Annotated in this window: 13 protein-coding genes; 11 read left to right on the top strand and 2 right to left on the bottom strand. The window is 67.1% G+C overall.

The window, feature by feature from the left end; all coding sequences use genetic code 11:
* Positions 1–4 precede the first annotated feature (4 nt).
* Positions 5–1,291: an LCP family protein gene (locus tag ACLFA2_RS04280; RefSeq protein ID WP_021199001.1), complete on the bottom strand. Its 1,287-nt coding sequence runs from the start codon at positions 1,289–1,291 to the stop codon at positions 5–7.
* Between the two features lie 150 nt (positions 1,292–1,441).
* On the opposite strand from ACLFA2_RS04280, the gene ACLFA2_RS04275 reads away from it, so the two are divergent.
* Genes ACLFA2_RS04275 through ACLFA2_RS04255 form a run of 5 tightly spaced genes read left to right on the top strand, consistent with a single transcriptional unit; the run spans position 1,442 to position 6,941 of the window.
* Complete coding sequence (locus tag ACLFA2_RS04275; RefSeq protein WP_021199002.1) at positions 1,442–2,731, top strand: sugar ABC transporter substrate-binding protein; 1,290 nt, start codon at positions 1,442–1,444, stop codon at positions 2,729–2,731.
* 15 nt (positions 2,732–2,746) lie between these two features.
* The gene (locus ACLFA2_RS04270; protein WP_167253068.1) at positions 2,747–3,721 is read left to right on the top strand and encodes a carbohydrate ABC transporter permease; all 975 of its coding nucleotides are present in this window, start codon (positions 2,747–2,749) and stop codon (positions 3,719–3,721) included.
* The gene (locus ACLFA2_RS04265) at positions 3,718–4,551 is read left to right on the top strand and encodes a carbohydrate ABC transporter permease (RefSeq protein ID WP_426622089.1); all 834 of its coding nucleotides are present in this window, start codon (positions 3,718–3,720) and stop codon (positions 4,549–4,551) included. Before ACLFA2_RS04270 ends, ACLFA2_RS04265 begins: the two co-directional genes overlap by 4 nt.
* Complete coding sequence (locus ACLFA2_RS04260; RefSeq protein ID WP_426622088.1) at positions 4,548–6,059, top strand: glycoside hydrolase family 3 N-terminal domain-containing protein; 1,512 nt, start codon at positions 4,548–4,550, stop codon at positions 6,057–6,059. The genes ACLFA2_RS04265 and ACLFA2_RS04260 overlap by 4 nt, the downstream gene beginning before the upstream one ends.
* 15 nt (positions 6,060–6,074) lie before the next feature.
* Positions 6,075–6,941, top strand: a complete 867-nt coding sequence (locus tag ACLFA2_RS04255) for a MurR/RpiR family transcriptional regulator (protein ID WP_021199005.1) — start codon at positions 6,075–6,077, stop codon at positions 6,939–6,941.
* Positions 6,942–7,043: 102 nt separating this feature from the next.
* On the opposite strand, the gene ACLFA2_RS04250 is transcribed toward ACLFA2_RS04255, so the two are convergent.
* Positions 7,044–7,964: a sugar kinase gene (locus ACLFA2_RS04250; RefSeq protein ID WP_021199006.1), complete on the bottom strand. Its 921-nt coding sequence runs from the start codon at positions 7,962–7,964 to the stop codon at positions 7,044–7,046.
* Positions 7,965–8,127: 163 nt separating this feature from the next.
* On the opposite strand from ACLFA2_RS04250, the gene ACLFA2_RS04245 reads away from it, so the two are divergent.
* The 6 genes from ACLFA2_RS04245 (at position 8,128) to rpoC (ending at position 21,313) form a co-directional block, all read left to right on the top strand.
* On the top strand, positions 8,128–9,801 hold the full coding sequence (locus tag ACLFA2_RS04245; protein ID WP_021199007.1) for an ABC transporter substrate-binding protein: 1,674 nt from the start codon (positions 8,128–8,130) through the stop codon (positions 9,799–9,801).
* An 88-nt stretch (positions 9,802–9,889) separates the two neighbouring features.
* Positions 9,890–10,894: an ABC transporter permease gene (locus tag ACLFA2_RS04240; protein WP_017828176.1), complete on the top strand. Its 1,005-nt coding sequence runs from the start codon at positions 9,890–9,892 to the stop codon at positions 10,892–10,894.
* Between the two features lie 34 nt (positions 10,895–10,928).
* Positions 10,929–11,894 carry an ABC transporter permease gene (locus ACLFA2_RS04235; RefSeq protein ID WP_021199008.1) on the top strand — a complete coding sequence of 322 codons (966 nt, stop codon included), beginning with the start codon at positions 10,929–10,931 and terminating at the stop codon, positions 11,892–11,894.
* Positions 11,891–13,609: an ABC transporter ATP-binding protein gene (locus ACLFA2_RS04230; RefSeq protein WP_021199009.1), complete on the top strand. Its 1,719-nt coding sequence runs from the start codon at positions 11,891–11,893 to the stop codon at positions 13,607–13,609. Before ACLFA2_RS04235 ends, ACLFA2_RS04230 begins: the two co-directional genes overlap by 4 nt.
* A 245-nt stretch (positions 13,610–13,854) precedes the next feature.
* Positions 13,855–17,358, top strand: a complete 3,504-nt coding sequence (locus tag ACLFA2_RS04225) for a DNA-directed RNA polymerase subunit beta (protein WP_021199010.1) — start codon at positions 13,855–13,857, stop codon at positions 17,356–17,358.
* Positions 17,359–17,437: 79 nt separating this feature from the next.
* On the top strand, positions 17,438–21,313 hold the full coding sequence (gene rpoC / locus ACLFA2_RS04220; protein ID WP_021199011.1) for a DNA-directed RNA polymerase subunit beta': 3,876 nt from the start codon (positions 17,438–17,440) through the stop codon (positions 21,311–21,313).
* Positions 21,314–21,493: the final 180 nt, after the last annotated feature.

Below are 21,493 nucleotides of genomic sequence, written 5' to 3'. Positions count from 1 at the left end.
CGGCTCAGCGCTGCTTGCCGTTCGCGCACGTCTCCTGCTCCGCCGTCTGGCCGGAGATGGCCGAGTCGAGCGTCGCACGGGGCGCCGGGGCGTCGGTCGCCGGGGCGTCGGTGGTCGGGGCGTCGGTGGTCGGAGGGTCGGTCGCGGGAACCTCGGGGGCGGTTCCCGGCGCGGGCTCCACGAGCTCGACGCCTCCGTTGTTGCTGACGTCCCCGGTGAGCTGCACGGGCTGCCCGGCCTTCAACGCGTCCCAGATGCTGGCCGCGGCGTCCCGGTTCGGGACGACGCGGTCGGAGTCGTCTGGATCGGCGAACACCGGATACTGCAGGAAGACGAATTCGGAGAACGGCACGTCCTTGATCGAGAGGGCGAGCTGTGCGAGTCGGACGGGGTTGCCCAACTCGTCGCTGGGGTCGATGTTGTCGACGATCGTGTCAGCGAGCCCGAGCACCTTCCCCGGGTCGGAGAGCACCTCGTCGCTCATGATCTTCTTCACCAGGCGCGACATGTACTGCTGCTGGTTCGACACGCGCGCCATGTCGCTCTCGTCACCCACGCCGTGCCGTGTGCGGATGAACTGCAGTGCCTCGTAGCCGGAGACCGTGCGCAGTCCCGGCTCCCAGTCGATCGACGTGTGCTCGTCGCGGATGCCCTCGCCGCCGATGCACACCTCGACCCCGCCGATGGCGTCGGTGACCTCCATCACCCCGTCGAAGTCGATCTTCGCGGCGAAGGGGATCTCGATGCCGGTGAGCTCGGTGACGCTCTTCGCCACACACGACATCCCGGCGTTCTGATATATCGAGTTGATCTGCGACTTGCTCGTCTCCGAGGCGACTGATCCGTCTTCCCTGGTGCACTCGGGTGTGGGGATCATGAGGTCGCGCGGGAGCGAGACGACCGTGACGTTGCGGGGCTCGGCCGACACGTGCACGAGCAGGTTCACGTCGTTGAGGATCCCCCCGTCGGCCTCCGAGCATCGCGCGGCGAGGAGCCCTGTCGACACCTCACCGCACTCGTCGGTCCCGATGATGAGCATGCTGAACTCGCCGGGGTACGCGCTGATCGAGGGCGGCTCGACCTCGGGCGCCCCTTCCAGGGTGACGGCGCCCTCATTGAAGCGGTTGAAGTAGTCGGTCACGACGAAGGCAGCGACCGCGATCGCGGAGACGAGCACGATGCCCAGGGTGATGCCGGCGATCTTCAGGATTCCTCTGGCGGGCCGGCGGGAGGGGAGCGTCGCGTGGCGGGCGACCGTCGAACGGTCCTTGTCAGGGGTGCGGCGAACCATCCGGGGAGCCTACCGGGAGAAGCTGATGTTACGGCCGCGTGACGATTGTGAGAGGAACTTGCAGGCAATTAGTTAGTCGTGGATACTTTTTCCTAACCCCCGGTGAGTACCCGATGCTTGCCAGGACTTTTCAAAGAGGAGATCCCCGCAATGCACAAGCGCATTCTCTCGGCCGTGGCGCTCGGCGCCGTGGCCACGCTCGCCCTCGCCGGTTGCGCCGGCGGCAGCGACACCGGCTCCACCGACGGCAAGGGTCAGGAACTCACCGTCTGGATCATGAAGGGCACGAACCCCGACGCCTCCGCCTTCTACGACAAGGTGTCCGACGCCTTCGAGAAGGAGACCGGCGCGACGGTCAAGATCGAGGAGATCCAGTGGGCTGACGCCCACGACCGCTTCGTGACCTCCATCGCCGGCGACACGACCCCCGACATCGCCGAGACCGGCACCACCTGGACCGCCGAGTTCGCCGACGCCGGTGCGCTCGAGCCGCTCGACGAGTACGTCGATGCCGAGAAGGGCCTCCGCGACGACCTCGTCGAGGGCCTCGAGGTCGCCGGCACCTACGACGGCGAGCTGTACGGCATGCCGTGGTACGCGGGCGTCCGCTCGCTCGTCTACCGCGCCGACGTGTTCGAGGAGCTCGGACTCGAGGCCCCGAAGACGTGGGACGACATCGTTGCTGCGGGCGACGCCATCAAGGCCGCCAAGCCCGACATGCTCCCCTTCCCGGTCCCGGGCGACGCCGAGTTCCAGGTCTACCCCTGGGTCTGGGGCGCCGGCGGCGAGATCGCCACGAAGGACGGCAAGACCTGGACCAGCGAGCTGGACAGCACGGAGTCGCAGGCCGGCATCGAGTTCTACACCGGCCTGGCCACCGAGCACGGCTTCTCCTCCGCGGGTGCGACCACCTGGAAGGAGACCGACCTCCGTGACGCGTTCACCCAGGGCAACGTCGCCATGATGCTCTCGGGCTCGTGGACGCCGAAGTCGCTCGTCGAGGCGAACCCCGACCTCGAGGGCAAGATCGGCGCGGCCGTCATCCCGGGCGAAGACGGTGGCATCGCTCCGTCCGTGCTCGGCGGATCGCACCTCTCGGTCTTCAACACGACCAAGAACGCCGACCTGGCGTGGGAGTTCGTCAAGCTCATGACCACCGGCGAGTTCGCCGAGCAGTGGTCGAACGAGACCGGCTACTTCCCGGGCGTCCAGTCCGCGATGGAAGAGGCGCTGGCCTCGACCGACCCGCTGGTCGCACCGTTCGCCGAGCAGATGGTCGACGGCGGAGCATCCGTTCCGGTCACCCCGAACTTCGGAGCCGTGCAGGCGAAGAAGACGACCAACTCCATGATCCAGGCCATCCTCAGCGGACAGAAGGACGTCGCGACCGCGACGAAGGACGCCGCCGCCGAGATGACCGAACTCCTCAACCAGAAGTAAGGAAGCATCCCTTCCATGTCGATGGTGCAAGCGCCACTGCCGGCCACGAAGGCGGAGTCCACCTCCGCCTCCGTGGCCGGCGGCCGGAAGCGACGCGGTCTCTCGATCGTCGCGGCCCGCCCCTGGCTCCTTCTCGCGCCCGGGCTGGCCATCCTTGCGGTGCTCATGCTCTGGCCGCTCGTCCAGGTGTTCATCTACTCGCTGCAGGACTACGGTCTGCGCGAGATCAACACCGGTGAGAACAACTGGATCGGTCTCGACAACTACGTCGAGGCGCTCACCAACCCGACCCTCTGGACGGTGGTGCTGCCCAACACCGTCGGGTTCGCCGCCGTGGCCGTGTTCGTCACGGTCGCCGTCGGCACGCTCGTCGCGCTCCTGCTCGCACGCCTCGGCACCACCTGGCGCGTCATCGTCTCCAGCTGCATCATGGTCGCCTGGGCGATGCCCGCCGTGACCGGAACCTATGTCTGGACCTTCATCTTCGATGCCGACCGCGGCATCTTCAACACGGTGCTGCGTGACCTCGGTCTCATAGACGACCCGGTGAACTGGTTCACCAACCAGTGGTCGTTCTACGCCATCGTGCTCCTCAATGTGGTGCACCACGGCTTCCCGTTCGTCGCCATCACGGTGCTGGCCGGCCTGCTCGGTGTCTCGAAGGAGATGCTCGAGGCCGCCGCTCTCGACGGTGCCGGCGCCTGGCGTCGATTCTGGAAGATCATCTTCCCCACGCTCAAGCCCGTCTTCTCGGTCGTGATCATCCTGTCGACCATCTGGGACTTCAAGGTCTTCGCGCAGGTGTACCTGATGCCCGGCGGTGGGGGTGGCAACCGTCAGGTGCTCAACCTCGGCGTCTGGTCGTATGTGGAGTCCTTCGGCCAGAACCGCTACGGCTTCGGTGCGGCGCTCGCCGTGCTGCTCACGCTGGTGCTGATCGGCATCACGATCGTCTACATCCGCTCCCTCATGAAGGAGGACGAGCTGTGAACCCGCGCCCGAGGCTCCGCTCCCGCATCGGAATCGGGATCGCGGTCGCCGCCGTCCTGATCTTCACGCTGTTCCCCGTCTACTGGATGGTCTCCAGCGCATTCGACGGCAAGGCGTCCAGCGGTGGCCAGACACTGCTCCCGCAGGAGTTCACGTGGGACAACTTCGCCTTCGTGCTCACCGACGGCGGATTCGGCACCTACCTGCGCAACTCGGCGATCGTGGCGCTCGTCACGGTCCTCGTGAGCGCGCTCGTGTGCCTGCTCGCCGCGGTCGCGGTCGCGCGCTTCAAGTTCAAGTTCCGCACCACGATCCTGATGATGATCCTGATCGTGCAGATGGTGCCGCTCGAGGCGCTCGTCATCCCGCTCTTCCTCCAGGTGAAGAGCCTCGGTCTGCTCAACAGCATCCTCGGCCTGATGGTCGTGTACGTCGCACTGTCGCTCGCGTTCGGCATCTGGATGCTCCGCGGCTTCGTCGCCGCCGTCCCGGTCGAGCTCGAGGAGGCCGCGTACATCGACGGCGCGAGCTGGTGGCGCATGTTCCGATCGGTGCTGCTGCCGCTGGTGATGCCCGGCCTCGTGGCGACCAGCATCTTCAGCTTCATCACCGCGTGGAACGAGTTCATCTTCGCGATGACCATCCTGGGCGCGCAGACCGACCAGTACACGGTCTCCATCGGTCTGAAGTCGTTCTTCGGCCTGCACTCCAACGACTGGGGCAGCATCATGGGCGCGTCGACGATCATCACCGTGCCCGTCATGATCTTCTTCGTGCTGGTGCAGCGCAAGCTCGCCTCCGGCATGGTGGCGGGAGCGGTGAAGGGATGACCGACGACCTCGAACGCCTCGCGAACGGCGTGCTGTGGCCGGGCTTCTTCGGCACGGAAGCCCCGGAGTGGCTCCGCGACGAGCTGCGCGACGGACTGGCCGGGGTCGTGTACTTCGGTCAGAACGTCGGCGCGGGTCTTCCCGCCCTCAGCGCCGCGATCCTCGACGCGAACCCCGACGCCCTGATCGGCATCGACGAGGAAGGCGGCAGCGTCACCCGGCTCGAGTCCGCCACCGGCTCGACGGTTCCGGGCGCCGCCCAGCTCGGTCTGCTCGACGACCTCGTCGCGTCGGAGAAGACCGGCGCCGAACTCGCGCGTCGGGTGCGCGCCGTCGGGGCCAACGTGGTGCTCGGTCCGGTCGCCGACGTCAACACCGACCCCCGTAACCCGGTGATCGGCGTGCGGGCCTTCGGTGCTGACGAGGCGCTCGTCTCACGGCACGTGGTGGCGACGATCGACGGTATCCAGGACGGGGCGGTGGCCGCCTGCGTCAAGCATTTCCCGGGCCACGGCGACACCCACATGGACTCGCACCACGCGCTCCCCGAGATCACTCTGGATCTCGACGAGTTCGAACGGGTGCACCTCGAACCGTTCCGCGCTGCGGTCGATGCCGGCGTCGACGCGGTCATGACCGCGCACATCGTGGTTCCGGCGTGGGGCGAGCAGCCCGCCACCCTCAACCCGCGCGTGCTCGGCATGCTGCGCGACTGGGGCTACGACGGCGTCATCATCACGGACGCCCTCGACATGGCCGCGATCCGTGAGACGGTCGGACTCGGCGGGGGAGCAGCCCAGGCGCTCGCTGCCGGCGCAGACCTCCTCTGCATCGGCAACCCGACGAATCCGGGCGATGCCGCTCTTCCCGACCAGGACGAGCAGGACTTCCGCGCCGCCAGAGACGGGATCGTCGCCGCGCTGCGCGACGGTTCGCTCTCGCGGGCGCGTGTCGAGGAGGCGGCAGCCAGGGTCGCATCCCTCGCCGCCAAGCTCCGCGTCGCTGCGGAGCAGACGCACGAGCCGATCGAGCCCTTCGACGCGGCGGAGATCGTGCGCCGCGTGGTGACCGTCTCCGGCGACGCCCCGCAGGCGACGTCCGAACTCGCCGTCATCGACGCACGTCGACGCTCGACGCTCGCCGTCGACAGCGCGGGGTCGTACGTCGCGAGTGCGCTGGCCGGAGATGGCCTGCGGGTGCGCCTCGACGTGGCATCCGCCCCGGTCTCTGAACAGGACCGCGTGATCGACGAGGTCTCCGCAGCCGCAGGCACGACGGTGCTGCTGATCGATCGTCCCGACACGGACGCCGCGCAGCGTGCACTCGTCGAGCGTGCCGCTGTGCGTGATCCTCGTGCGGTGGTCGTCAACGTCGGCCTCCCCACGGCGAATCCGCTGCCGCTGCCGACGATCGAGGTCGCCGCAGCCAGTAGGCTCGGTGCGCAGACGGCGCGTGAAGCACTCCTGGGGCGGTTCCCGGTGCAGCAGAGGATGACCAGCGCCGGCTGAGACGGGATTCCCTCCATGGACGACGACGTTCTCGCTCGGGTGCGGCGCTCACTTCCCAAGGTGAGCGCCGCCGAAGCGCGCGTCGCGGAGACGATCCTGGGAGACCCGACACTCGTCGTCGACCTGGCGATCAACGATCTCGCCCAGCTCTGCCGCACGTCGCTGTCGACGGTCGCCCGGTACGCCCAGGCGCTCGGATACAGCGGGTACCGGGAGCTCAGGGTCGCAGTCGCCCGCGCGGTCACCCTGGAACAGGCGCAGCAGGCCCGGTTCGGTCTGGACACCACGGCGATCGATCCCGACGACGGTCCAGCGGCGATCGCCGCCAAGCTCGCTGCGCAGGAGATCGACGCCATCGAGAAGACCGCCCTGGCGCTCGACCCCCTCGCCCTCGATCGGGTCGCCCGCGCCGTGGTCGACGCGCGGCACATCGACCTCTTCGGTCAGGCGGCGTCGTCGCTGACGGCGCAGGACCTGCAGTTGAAGCTGTCACGTATCGGATGCTCCGTGTCGCACTCGGCGGACCCGCATCTCGCGGTCACGACGGCTTCGCTGCGGACTGCCGACGATGTGGCGATCGCGTTCTCCCACGGCGGAGAGACCGCGGAGACGCTGCGTGCCCTCGAAGTCGCGCGCGATGCCGGAGCCCTCACCGTGGCGGTCACCAGCGCACCGGACTCGCCGCTGGCGCTCGCAGCCGATGTCGTGCTGCTCACGCACGCGCACGAATCGCCGTTCCGGATGGCCGCGATGTCGAGCCGCATCGCTCAGCTCGCGCTCGTCGACGTGCTGTTCGTGCGTGTCGTGCAGCACCGCGGCGAACCGGTTGCGGTCTCGCTTCAGCGGACCCACGACGCCGTTCCCACACGACGCCGCACCTGATGATCGGTATCCGCCTCGTCGGGCGGAGGCCGCTGCGTGAGGCGGAGTTGTGGGCGTAGCTGTTCCTCCCCGCGGGGATCTCTCCGTCCGCGGCGACGCGCCTCAGTCCACGTGATCGCGCGTGCTCACCAGGGCACGCGTCGCGATGCGGTGCCCTCGGGCGACGCTCCCCGCCAGCGACAGGCCGGTGAGGATCCCGGCGAGGAAGCCGGCCGCGAAGGCATCTCCGGCCCCGATGGTCTCCACCACGGGTGCGTCCAGCGCGTCGCTCTCGGCGGTCTCCGTGCGGTCGAACGCCACGGCCCCGCTCGAATCGGTGACGAGCAGATACCGCGGCTCAGGGAAGAGTGCTCGCAGCTGCTGCGGATCGCTCGTCCCGAACACGGCTTCCGCGTCGGGCCTGGTGCAGAACACGACGTCGGCCCGGCGTGCGAAGTCGGAGACGATCCTCCTGCCCTCCGCCTCGCGGCCGCGCCAGAGCGCCGGTCGCCAGTTCAGGTCGAAGCTGAGCAGCCGGTCGGATCGTCGATCCGCGAACAGGGCCTCCTGGGCCGCGAGCGCCGAGGCAGAGAGCGCCGGCGTGATGCCCGAGGTATGCACGAGTGCGGCATCGGCGAGGAGGGCGGATGCCGCCGGTGTGGTCAGCGTCTGCGGTGAGAGGGCTGCGGCGGCGGAGCCGGCACGGTAATAGTGCATGGTGCCGTCGACCGCTCCGTCGTCACGGGCCGAGAGTTCTTTCACGTAGAGGCCGGTGGGCGCGTCGCCGTCGACTTCGACCGCGGAGGCGTCGACGTCATGGGCGTGCAACTCGGCGAGGAGGAAGCGTCCGAATCCGTCGTCGCCCACACGGGAGAGGACCGAGGTGCGAATGCCCGCCGAGGCCAGGGCGATCGCGGTGTTCCACTCGGCGCCCGCGAGGGAGCGGTGGAAGGTCCGGCAGTCCTCGAGCGGACCGGCGGTGGCGGCGACGAGGGCGACCATGCCCTCGCCGAAGCAGACGGCGAGCGGGGTGGTGTCTGGCACGATCTGGACACTACCGGATCGGTGCGGGCTGCGCCGATATCGGATTGCAACATGGATGCGTTTGGCATCTGAGGATCTGCTGGGTACCGTCGAGTCATCACCGTCCCCGAGGCGAAGAAGCCTCGGGACGCGCAACGAAGCGCCCGACAGGGAAGGTCACACAATGCACCAATCAGTCAAGCGTCGGCGAGGACTCATCGCCGTAACCGGAGCCACGATCGCTGCGCTCGCCCTCGCGGGCTGTGTCGCCAGCGAGCGTGGTGACGAAGGGTCTGAAGGTTCCGGCGACGTCGACGGCACGTTCGTCTTCGCCGCCTCCTCCGACCCGGCGAGTCTCGACCCCGCCTTCGCGCAGGACGGCGAGAGCTTCCGCGTCTCGCGTCAGATCTTCGAAGGTCTCGTCGGCACCGAGCCCGGTACCGCCGACCCGGCACCGCTCCTCGCCGAGTCGTGGGAGTCGTCCGAGGACGGCATGTCCCATACCTTCGAGCTGAAGAAAGACGTCACGTTCCAGGACGGCACGCCGTTCAACGCCGAGGCCGTCTGCGTGAACTTCGACCGCTGGTTCAACTGGACAGGGCTCGCCGCGTCCGAGGCCTTCGGCTACTACTACAACAAGCTCTTCAAGGGGTACGCCTCGAACGCGGCGGATGCCGTGTACAAGTCCTGCACCCCCGACGGCGAGAACTCGGTCACGATCGAGCTGAACAAGCCGTTCGCCGGCTTCGTCGCCTCGCTCTCGCTGCCGGCCTTCGCCATGCAGAGCCCCTCGGCGATGCAGGAGTTCGGCGCGGATGAGGTCAGCGGCTCCGCCGAGGCCCCGCAGCTCTCCGAGTATGCGATGGGTCACCCCGTCGGCACCGGGCCCTACGCCTTCGAGGAATGGGCACCGGGCGAGCAGGTCACGCTCAAGTCCTATGACGGGTACTGGGGAGACAAGGGACAGGTCGACGAGATCATCTTCCGCACGATCGACGACCCGACCGCTCGCCGCCAGGCGCTCGAGTCCGGATCGATCGACGGCTACGACCTGGTCGGCCCCGCTGATACCAAGGCGCTCGAGGACGACGGCTTCACCATGGTGTCGCGTCCGCCGTTCACGATCCTCTACCTCGCCTTCAACCAGGCGGTCCCGGAGCTGCAGGACCCGAAGGTCCGTGAGGCCCTCTCGTACGCGGTCGACAAGGATGCGCTGATCAGCCAGGTGCTGCCGGAGGGCACGCAGAAGGCGATCGAGTTCGTGCCCGAGGTCGTCAACGGCTACAACCCCGATGTCACGACCTACGACTACGACCCCGAGAAGGCGAAGTCGCTGCTGGCCGAGGCGGGCTACACCGAGGCGAACCCGTTGAAGCTCACCTTCAACTACCCGGTCAACGTCTCGCGTCCCTACATGCCGGACCCCGAGCAGATCTTCACGGTGCTGTCGTCCCAGCTCTCCGAGGTCGGCGTCGAGACCACCCCGGTCTCGGAGGAGTGGGTCGAGTACCTCGACCGCACCACCGGCACCTCGGACCACGGCATCCATCTGCTCGGTTGGACCGGCGACTACAACGACACCGACAACTTCGTCGGCGTCTTCTTCGGCCAGCAGAGCTCCGAGTGGGGCTTCGACAACCCCGAGCTGTTCCAGAAGTTGAACGAGGCGCGCGGCGTCTCCAACCTCGAGGACCAGACGGCGCTCTACGAGGAGATCAACGAGATGGTCGCCCAGTTCATCCCGGGCGTCCCGCTCGCGCACCCGGCGCCGACCCTGGCGTTCGACCCGCGCGTGAAGAGCTATCCCGCCAGCCCGGTGAACGACGAGGTCTTCACGGACATCGTCCTCACCAAGTAGGCCTGACCACCTGATACGACGCTCTCCCGGTCCCGCGCATTCAGCGGGACCGGGGGAACGGCGTACCTTCTGATCGACGGAGATCTTCGTGCTGCGCACCATCGGCAGGCGACTGCTGTTCCTCATCCCCACCCTGTTCGGGCTCAGCATCCTGCTGTTCGCCTGGGTCAGGGCCCTCCCCGGCGGCCCCGCGGTCGCCCTGCTCGGCGAGAAGGCCACACCCGAGGCCGTCGCGAGAGTCAACGAGCTCTACGGCTTCGACAAGCCCCTCATCGAGCAGTACTTCATCTGGATCGGACGCCTCCTGCAGGGAGACTTCGGCACCTCCATCCAGACCAACCGACCGGTGACGGAGGAGTTCCTCCGCCGGTTCCCCGCGACGCTGGAGCTGAGCGTCATGGCGCTCATCTTCGCGGTGGGCATCGGCATCCCGCTGGGGTACTGGGCCGCCCGCCGCCACGGGAAGTTCACCGACCACGCGTCGGTGGTGCTGAGCCTGATCGGCATCACCATCCCGGTGTTCTTCCTCGCGTTCATCCTGAAGTACGTCTTCGCGGTGCAATTGGGATGGCTGCCGTCGGACGGGCGCCAGAATCCACGAATAGACGCGACCCATCCCACCGGGTTCTATGTGTGGGACGGCATCATCACCGGCGAGTTCGATGCCGCATGGGATGCGATCCTGCACCTGATCCTCCCGGCGCTCGCGCTCGGCACCATCCCGCTCGCGATCATCGTCCGCATCACCAGGGCCAGCGTCCTGGAAGTGCAGAACGCCGACTACGTGCGCACCGGCCGCGCGAAGGGTGTCGGATCGCCGACGTTGCGGAACCGCTTCATCCTGCGCAACGCCATGCTCCCGGTGATCACCACGATCGGCCTGCAGACCGGGCTCCTGATCTCGGGGGCGGTGCTCACCGAGACGGTGTTCGCCTTCCCCGGAATCGGCTCGTTCCTGGCGAGAGCGATCTTCACCAGGGACTTCCCGGTCCTCCAGGGTTTCATCATCTTCATCGCGATCGCGTACGCGCTGATCAACCTGGCGGTCGATGTCTCCTACAGCTTCATCGACCCGAGAGTGAGGGTGCAGTGATGTCCCTCCCCATCGTCCGAAAGGAGGCGGTCGCATGACCATCGCGCTCCCGCCCGCCCAGGGCCCCTCCGCGGAGAGCGGCGGCAGCATCGACACCGTCGCCATCGCCCAGGCCGATCTGAAGAACGGCTCCGGCGGCTTCTGGCGGGACGTGTTCCGCCGCCTCCGCCGAAACCCGACGGCATGGATCGGCGCGGCCATCGTGGTGGCGTTCCTGCTCATCGCCGCGCTCGCGCCCCTGATCGCTCCCTACCCGGAGACGGCGCTGCCGGGTGCGAAGTACATCACGCCGACCTACATCCCGGGACCGGGGGAGCTGCCGCAGTTCCCGCTGGGCCTCGACCGCTTCGGCGGCGACGTGCTGTCCAAGCTCATCTGGGGCGCGCAGGCGTCTCTTATGATCGGCGTCATCTCCACGGCGATGGGCCTGGTCGGCGGCATGATCCTCGGTCTGCTCGCCGGCACGTTCGGCGGCTGGGTCGACACGCTCATCATGCGCATCGTCGACATCATCCTCTCGGTGCCGAACCTGCTGCTGGCGGTGTCGATCGCCGCGATCCTCGGGCAGACCCCGTTCGCCATCATGATCGCGATCGGGGCCTCCCAGGTGCCGATCTTCGCCCGGCTGCTGCGCGCCTCCATGCTGCAGCAGCGCTCCAGCGACTACGTGCTCTCGGCGCAGACGCTCGGTCTGGGTCGCGGCAAGATCACCATGTCGCACGTGCTGCCGAACGCGATCGGACCCGTGATCGTTCAGGGCACCCTGACGCTCGCCACCGCGGTCATCGATGCGGCGGCGCTGTCGTTCCTCGGCCTCGGCGGCGGACGGCCCGAGACGGCGGAGTGGGGGCGCATGCTCACCTACGCGCAGGCCGAGCTCGCCATCGCGCCCTGGCTCGCCTTCCTCCCCGGTATCTGCATCGCCGTCACGGCGCTCGGCTTCACCCTGCTGGGTGAAGCGCTGCGCGAGGCGATGGACCCCCGGACGAGGGCGCGATGAACGCGCGGGACGACGGTGCCGTGAGCGCCGCGAAGGAGAAGCAGATGTCGACCGAACCGTTGCTGTCGGTCCAGGGACTGGCCGTGGACTTCGCCACCATGGACGGCGTCGTGCACGCCGTCGAAGGCGTCGACCTCGAGATCCGTCCCGGCGAGACCGTCGCGATCGTGGGGGAGTCCGGCTCGGGCAAGTCCACCACCGCGATGGCCATCATCGGACTGCTCGCCGGGGGAGGCCGGATCGCGTCCGGCAGCATCCGGCTCGACGGCAAGGAGATCTCGCGGTCACCCGAGCACGAACTGCGCACGATCCGCGGTCGTGACATCGGTCTCGTGCCGCAGGACCCGATGTCGAACCTGAACCCGGTGGCGAAGATCGGCACGCAGGTGGCGGAGACGCTGCTCGCGCATGGCCTCGCCACCCGACAGAACGTGCAGGCGAAGGTGGTCGAGGCGCTGACCGCCGCGGGCCTTCCCGATCCGGCGCGGCGGGCGAAGCAGTACCCGCACGAGTTCTCCGGCGGCATGCGCCAGCGTGCGCTCATCGCGATCGGTCTGGCGTGCAAGCCGCGACTGCTGATCGCCGACGAGCCCACCAGCGCGCTCGACGTCACGGTGCAGCAGACGATCCTCGATCAGATCGGGCAGATGACGCGCGAGCTGGGCACGGCGGTGCTGCTCATCACGCACGACCTGGGCCTCGCCGCCGAGCGTGCGGAGCGGGTGATCGTGATGCACCGCGGCAAGGTGGTGGAGCAGGGCGATGCGCGCCAGATCCTGGAGGACCCGCAGCATCCGTACACGCAGTCGCTCGTGAAGGCGGCCCCGTCCGTCGCGGCGGCACGCCTGCGACCCGAGGCCTTCCGGACCCGGGAACGGGCGGCCGATGCCGTCGCTGCTGCCGATGCCGTCGTCGAGGCGGCCCCCGCGGACAACATCGTCGAGATCGAGAATCTCACCAAGGTGTACCCGGTGCGGGGCCGCGGCGAGGATTTCGTGGCCGTCGACGACGTGTCGCTGGTGATCCCGCGCGGGGAGACGGTCGCGATCGTGGGCGAGTCGGGTTCCGGCAAGACCACGACCGCGCGGATGCTGCTGAAGGTGATCGAGCCGACGAGCGGGCTGATCCGCTACGAGGGCAAGGACATCGCGTCGCTGAGCCGGGCGGAGACGAAGGAGTTCCGGCAGCAGGTGCAGCCGATCTTCCAGGATCCGTACTCGAGCCTGAACCCGATGTTCACGATCGAGCGCCTGATCGCCGAGCCGCTGGAGTTCTACAAGCGGGGGAGCGGCGCCGATCGGCGCAAGCGCGTGCGGCAGCTGCTCGACGACGTGGCCCTGCCGCAGTCGATGCTGCGGCGGTATCCGTCCGAGCTGTCCGGCGGCCAGCGACAGCGTGTCGCGATCGCACGGGCTCTCGCCCTCTCGCCGGATCTGATCGTCTGCGACGAGCCGGTGTCGGCGCTGGACGTGCTGGTGCAAGACCAGATCCTGAAGCTGCTCGGCGACCTGCAGCGGGAGTACGGCCTGAGCTACCTGTTTATCTCCCACGACCTCGCGGTGGTGCGGCTGATCAGCGACTACGTGTGCGTCATGAAGGACGGCAGGCTCGTGGAGGCGGCGACGTCGGAGGAGATCTTCACGAATCCCCGTGACCCGTACACGCGGCGTCTGCTGGCGTCGATCCCCGGCAACGAGCTGGGCATCGCGTCCTGAGATCACCTCCTCCGATCGCCGGGCCGCATGTGTTCCGGTCCGGCGATCGGAGACTCATACCGCAGCTTCCGAGATTGGTCAAGGACTGCGCTTGCCATGTCGCATAATCGTGCGTATAGTTAGTAGTTGCGCTCGTTTCTCCCTGCCCTCATATGGTGGTCGGCATCTGTCGAGTTCCCGGGCGCACACTCCACCTGACGACAAAGGAATCGAGAAGCCCTGCGGGGCTCACGGAGGTTATTCCCTTGGCTGCTGCTCGCAACGCATCCACATCCACCACCACCAAGAACGGACGCGGAGCTTCCCGTCTTTCGTTCGCCAAGATCTCCGACACGCTGACGGTCCCTGACCTTCTCGCCCTGCAGACCGAGTCCTTCGGTTGGCTGGTCGGCAACGACGCCTGGAAGGCGCGCGTGGCCGAGGCCAAGAAGCAGGGTCGCACCGACGTCAACGAGAACAGCGGTCTGGGCGAGATCTTCGAGGAGATCTCTCCGATCGAGGACCTCGGCGAGACGATGCAGCTGTCGTTCACGAACCCCTACCTCGAGCCGGAGAAGTACTCGATCGAGGAGTGCAAGGAGCGTGGCAAGACCTACGCCGCTCCGCTGTACGTCGAGGCCGAGTTCATGAACCACCTCACGGGTGAGATCAAGACCCAGACGGTCTTCATGGGCGACTTCCCGCTGCAGACCGACAAGGGCACGTTCATCATCAACGGCTCCGAGCGCGTCGTCGTGTCGCAGCTCGTGCGTTCGCCGGGTGTCTACTTCGACAAGACCCCCGACAAGACGTCCGACAAGGACATCGTGTCGGCGCGCGTCATCCCGAGCCGTGGCGCATGGCTCGAGTTCGAGATCGACAAGCGCGACCAGGTGGGCGTGCGCGTCGACCGCAAGCGCAAGCAGTCGGTCACCGTCTTCCTCAAGGCACTGGGCATGACCAGCGAGGAGATCCTCGCCGAGTTCGCCGGCTACACCTCGATCGAGGAGACGCTCGCGAAGGACACGATCGTCACCAAGGAAGATGCGCTCCGCGACATCTACCGCAAGCTCCGTCCGGGCGAGCAGGTCGCCGCCGAGGCCGCCCGCGCGCTCCTGGACAACTTCTACTTCAACCCGAAGCGCTACGACCTGGCCAAGGTCGGTCGTTACAAGATCAACCACAAGCTGGGCCTGGACCAGCCGCTGACCTCCTCGGTGCTGACCGTCGAGGACATCGTGGCCACGATCAAGTACCTGGTGCGCCTGCACGCCGGCACCGAGGAGACCTTCACGGGCATCCGCGGCGGCAAGAAGGCCGAGATCCGTCTCGCGACCGACGACATCGACAACTTCGGCAACCGTCGCATCCGCGCGGTCGGCGAGCTGATCCAGAACCAGGTCCGCACCGGTCTGTCCCGCATGGAGCGCGTCGTCCGCGAGCGCATGACCACGCAGGACATCGAGGCGATCACCCCGCAGACCCTGATCAACGTGCGTCCCGTCGTCGCCGCGATCAAGGAGTTCTTCGGAACGTCGCAGCTGTCGCAGTTCATGGACCAGAACAACCCGCTCGCCGGTCTGACGAACAAGCGTCGTCTCTCCGCGCTGGGCCCGGGTGGTCTCTCCCGTGACCGCGCCGGCGTCGAGGTCCGTGACGTCCACCCCTCGCACTACGGCCGCATGTGCCCGATCGAGACGCCTGAAGGCCCGAACATCGGTCTGATCGGTGCTCTCGCGACCTTCGCGCGCATCAACTCGTTCGGTTTCATCGAGACCCCGTACCGCAAGGTCGAGGGTGGCGTCGTCACCGAGCACATCGACTACCTCACGGCTTCCGAAGAGGTCGACTTCAACATCGCGCAGGCCAACGCGCCGCTCGATGCCAAGGGTCGCTTCATCGAGAGCCACGTGCTGGCGCGCCCCAAGGGCGGCAGCGGCGAGGTCGACATGTTCCTCCCGGAGGACATCGGCTACATCGACGTCTCCCCGCGCCAGATGGTGTCGGTCGCGACCTCGCTCGTGCCGTTCCTCGAGCACGACGACGCACAGCGCGCCCTCATGGGTGCCAACATGCAGCGTCAGGCTGTGCCGCTGCTGCGCAGCGACTCGCCGCTCGTCGGAACCGGTATGGAGGGCTACACGGCCATCGACGCCGGTGACGTGCTCACCGCCGACAAGGCCGGTGTCGTCTCCGAGGTCTCCGCAGACCGCGTCGTCGTCATGCTCGACGAGGGCGGGACGCAGGAGTACCACCTCCGCAAGTTCGACCGCTCCAACCAGGGCACGTCGTACAACCAGAAGGTCGTCGTCAACGCCGGTGAGCGCGTCGAGGTCGGAGAGGTCATCGCCGATGGCCCCGCCACCGAGAACGGCGAGCTGGCCCTCGGAAAGAACCTCCTCGTCGCGTTCATGACGTGGGAAGGCTACAACTTCGAGGACGCGATCATCCTGAGCCAGGACCTGGTGAAGGACGACACCCTCTCCTCGATCCACATCGAGGAGTACGAGGTCGACGCCCGCGACACCAAGCTCGGCAAGGAGGAGATCACCCGTGACCTCCCCAACGTCAGCCCGGAGCTGCTGAAGGACCTCGACGAGCGCGGCATCATCCGCATCGGTGCCGAGGTCCGCCCCGGCGACATCCTCGTCGGAAAGGTCACGCCGAAGGGTGAGACCGAGCTGTCGGCCGAGGAGCGTCTGCTCCGCGCGATCTTCAACGAGAAGAGCCGCGAGGTCCGCGACACGTCCCTGAAGGTGCCTCACGGCGAGCAGGGCACGATCATCGCGGTCAAGGAGTTCAACGCCGAGGACGGCGACGACGAGCTCGGCTCGGGGGTCAACCGCCGCGTCGTGGTCTACATCGCCCAGAAGCGCAAGATCACCGAGGGTGACAAGCTCGCCGGCCGTCACGGCAACAAGGGTGTCATCGCGAAGATCCTCCCGATCGAGGACATGCCGTTCATGGCGGACGGCACCCCGGTCGACATCGTCCTGAACCCGCTCGGCATCCCCGGTCGAATGAACTTCGGCCAGGTCCTCGAGACCCACCTCGGGTGGATCGCGAAGCAGGGCTGGAAGGTCGAAGGCACTCCGGAGTGGGCAGCCCGTCTGCCGGAGCAGGCATTCGAGGCCGCTCCCGGCACGAAGGTCGCCACCCCGGTGTTCGACGGTGCGAGCGAGGAGGAGATCGCCGGTCTCCTCGACGCGACCATCCCGACGCGCGACGGCGTCCGCCTGATCGACTCCAGCGGAAAGGCCCAGATGTTCGACGGCCGCTCCGGCGAGCCGTTCCCGGCCCCGATCTCGGTCGGCTACATGTACATCCTGAAGCTGCACCACCTGGTCGACGACAAGATCCACGCACGTTCCACGGGTCCGTACTCGATGATCACCCAGCAGCCGCTCGGTGGTAAGGCGCAGTTCGGTGGACAGCGCTTCGGTGAGATGGAGGTGTGGGCCCTCGAGGCCTACGGCGCCGCATACGCGCTCCAGGAGCTCCTCACGATCAAGTCCGACGACATCCTCGGCCGCGTCAAGGTGTACGAGGCGATCGTCAAGGGCGAGAACATCCAGGAGCCCGGCATCCCCGAGTCCTTCAAGGTGCTCATGAAGGAGATGCAGTCGCTCTGCCTGAACGTCGAGGTCCTCTCGGCCGACGGCACGCTGGTGAACCTCCGCGACACCGACGATGAGGCGTTCCGCGCCGCAGAAGAGCTCGGTATCAACATCTCCAGCCGCTTCGAGGCCGCCTCGATCGACGAGATCTAATCCTTCGGGGGCCCGGGACACGCGTTCCGGGCCCACCGAAGCAGACTTCTCAAAAAGAATTTCCGACACAGGAGAACTAGTGCTCGAGTCCACAACTTTCGATGAGCTTCGCATCGGCCTGGCGACCGCAGACCACATCCGCGCGTGGTCCTACGGCGAGGTCAAGAAGCCCGAAACCATCAACTACCGCACCCTGAAGCCGGAGAAGGATGGTCTCTTCGGAGAGCAGATCTTCGGCCCGTCCCGCGACTGGGAGTGCGCCTGCGGCAAGTACAAGCGCGTCCGCTTCAAGGGCATCGTCTGCGAGCGCTGCGGCGTGGAGGTCACCAAGAGCTCCGTCCGTCGTGAGCGCATGGGTCACATCGAGCTCGCCGCTCCCGTCACCCACATCTGGTACTTCAAGGGCGTGCCCTCGCGTCTGGGCTACCTGCTCGACATGGCGCCGAAGGACCTCGAGAAGGTCATCTACTTCGCCGCCTACATGGTCATCTCGGTCGACGAGGAAGCTCGTCACCGCGACCTGGGCACGCAGGAGAACAACATCCGCCTCGAGCTGAAGACGCTCGGCGACCGCCGCGATGCCAAGATCGCGGAGCGCCTGGCCAAGCTGGAGGAGGAGCTCGCTGCCCTCGAGGCAGAGGGTGCCAAGGCCGACGCCAAGAAGAAGGTCAAGGACGCCGCCGAGAAGGAGATGTCGCTCATCCGCAAGGGTGCCGACGAGGCGATCCTGAAGCTGGAGCGCGTGTGGGAGGACTTCCGCACCCTCGAGGTCGGTGCTCTGCGCCCGGAGGACGACGTCTTCCACGAGCTGCAGGACCGCTTCGGCCAGTACTTCGAGGCCTACATGGGCGCCGAGTCGATCCAGCGTCGCCTCGCGGCGTTCGACCTCGTCGCCGAGGCGGAGAACCTGCGTCTGCAGATCTCCGAGGGCAAGGGCCAGCGCAAGATCCGTGCGATCAAGCGCCTCAAGGTCGTCAGCTCGTTCCTCGAGACCGGCATGAGCCCGGCCGCGATGGTCCTCGACGTCGTCCCGGTGATCCCGCCGGAGCTGCGCCCGATGGTCCAGCTCGACGGTGGCCGCTTCGCGACCTCCGACCTGAACGACCTGTACCGCCGTGTGATCAACCGCAACAACCGTCTTCGTCGTCTGATCGACCTCGGTGCCCCCGAGATCATCGTCAACAACGAGAAGCGCATGCTGCAGGAGGCCGTCGACGCACTGTTCGACAACGGTCGCCGTGGTCGTCCCGTCACCGGTACCGGCAACCGTGCCCTGAAGTCCCTCAGCGACATGCTGAAGGGTAAGCAGGGTCGTTTCCGCCAGAACCTGCTCGGAAAGCGTGTCGACTACTCGGGCCGTTCGGTCATCATCGTCGGCCCGCAGTTGAAGCTGCACCAGTGCGGTCTGCCCAAGCAGATGGCTCTGGAGCTCTTCAAGCCGTTCGTGATCAAGCGCCTGATCGACCTCGGTCACTCGCAGAACATCAAGGCGGCCAAGCGCGCCGTCGAGCGCACCCGTCCCGAGGTCTGGGACGTGCTCGAGGAGATCATCCGCGAGCGTCCGGTGCTGCTCAACCGTGCACCCACCCTGCACCGTCTGGGCATCCAGGCGTTCGAGCCTCAGCTCGTCGAGGGCAAGGCCATCCAGCTGCACCCGCTCGTCTGCGCGGCGTTCAACGCCGACTTCGACGGTGACCAGATGGCTGTACACCTGCCGCTGTCGGTGGAGGCTCAGGCCGAGGCCCGCGTGCTGATGCTCGCGTCGAACAACATCCTGAAGCCGTCTGACGGCCGTCCGGTCACCCTGCCTTCGCAGGACATGATCATCGGTCTGCACCACCTGACCACGGTCAAGGAGGGCGCAGCCGGTGAGGGGCGTGCGTTCGGTTCCGTGGGCGAGGCGATCCTGGCCAAGGACGAGGGTTCCCTCGACCTGCAGGCGAAGATCCGCATCCGCATCCCCGGTCTGACCTTCCTCGAGGGCGAAGCCCCCGAGGGCTACGAGCGTCACGGTCTCGTCGACGCCTCGCTGGGTCAGGCGATCTTCAACGACACGCTGCCCAAGGGCTACCCGTTCGTCCGCGAGCAGGCTGACAAGAACAAGCTGTCGCAGATCGTCAACAAGCTGGCCGAGGAGTACCCCAAGGTCGAGACGGCTGCCTCGCTGGACCGCATCAAGGACGCCGGTTTCTACTGGGCAACGCGCTCCGGTGTGACCGTCGCCCTGAGCGACATCCTCACCCCGCCGAACAAGGCGGAGATCGTCGCCGGCTACGAGAAGCAGGCCGCGAAGGTCCAGTCGCAGTACGAGAAGGGTCTGACGACCGACTCCGAGCGTCGCCAGGAGCTCATCAAGATCTGGACCGAGGCCACCGACGAGGTCCAGGCCGCCATGAAGGCGAACTTCCCCGAGGACAACACCATCAACCGCATGGTGTCGTCGGGTGCTCGTGGTAACTGGCTGCAGATCCGGAACATCGCCGGTATGCGTGGTCTGGTGAACAACCCCAAGGGTGAGATCATCCCGCGTCCGATCATCTCCTCGTACCGCGAGGGTCTGTCGGTTGCGGAGTACTTCATCGCGACGCACGGTACCCGTAAGGGTCTGGCCGACACCGCTCTGCGTACCGCCGACTCGGGTTACCTGACCCGTCGTCTGGTGGACGTCTCGCAGGACGTCATCATCCGCGAAGAGGACTGCGGCACGTCGAAGGGCCTCGAGCTCCCGATCGCCGCACCGAACTCGCAGGGTGAGCTCGTGCGCGACGCGAACGTCGAGAACTCGGTGTTCGCTCGTACGCTGGCCTCCGATGTCGTGAGCGAGTCGGGCGAGGTTCTCGCCTCGGCCGGTGACGACGTGGGTGACGTGCTGATCGACAAGCTCGTCGGGCTCGGTGTCGAGAGCATCAAGGTGCGCTCGGTCCTGACCTGCGACTCCGCCGTCGGTGTCTGCGCGCAGTGCTACGGCCGTTCGCTCGCGACCGGCAAGACCGTCGACATCGGCGAGGCCGTCGGCATCATCGCGGCCCAGTCGATCGGTGAGCCCGGTACCCAGCTGACGATGCGTACCTTCCACACGGGTGGTTCGGCATCGGCGGATGACATCACGCAGGGTCTTCCCCGTGTGCAGGAGCTCTTCGAGGCGCGTACCCCCAAGGGCGCGTCGCCGATCGCCGAGGCCGATGGCCGCATCGCGATCGACGAGACCGACAAGGGCAAGAAGGTCATCCTCACGCCCGACAGCGGTGACGAGCCGGTCATCTACCCGGTGCTGAAGCGTGCGACGCTTCTCGTCGAGGACGGGCAGCACGTCACGGTCGGTCAGCCGATCCTCGTGGGCACGCTCGACCCCAAGGAGATCATGCGCGTCATGGGCGCTCGCGAGGTGCAGCGTTACCTCGTCGGCGGCGTCCAGGGCGTGTACCGCTCGCAGGGTGTGCCGATCCACGACAAGCACATCGAGGTCATCGTCCGTCAGATGCTCCGCAAGGTCACCGTCGTCGATCACGCCGACACGACCCTGCTCCCGGGTGAGATGGTCGACCTCAAGCGCTACCAGTCGATCAACCGCGAGGCTGTGGCAGAGGGCAAGCGTCCCGCGTCCGGCCGTCCGGAGCTGATGGGTATCACGAAGGCGTCGCTCGCGACCGAATCGTGGCTGTCGGCCGCCTCCTTCCAGGAGACGACCCGCGTGCTCACCGAGGCTGCGATGCAGGGCAAGCGCGACCCGCTGGTCGGTCTCAAGGAGAACGTCATCATCGGTAAGCTCATCCCCGCCGGAACCGGTCTCTCGAAGTACCGCGACGTCACGGTCGAGGCCACCGAGGAAGCCAAGAGCGAGCGCTACCCGAACCGGATCTTCGCATCCGACGGTGCGTACGCCGACGGTGACTTCGGCTACGTCGACTTCGACGCGTTCTCGACGGACGACATCACCCCCGGTACTTACAACTGATCGAGGCGAGAGCCGCAGTACTGAGTACTGAATGACGAAGAAGGCCCCAGGCGACTCGCCTGGGGCCTTCTGCGTGCCCGGCGGTGTGCGACGTGGCGCGAGTGCACGGGAAGCTGCCGAGCGCACGGGTGACGTGTGTCGCCGAGCCGTGCACTCGTCGAGAAGCCGTGCAGTCGGCGG

Origin of the sequence: Microbacterium sp. As-52, from assembly GCF_049949185.1 — a bacterium.
In the GTDB taxonomy this organism is placed as follows: domain Bacteria; phylum Actinomycetota; class Actinomycetes; order Actinomycetales; family Microbacteriaceae; genus Microbacterium; species Microbacterium maritypicum_A.
Note: the sequence above shows the minus strand (reverse complement) of the source record. Positions and strands in the feature narration are given on the sequence as shown.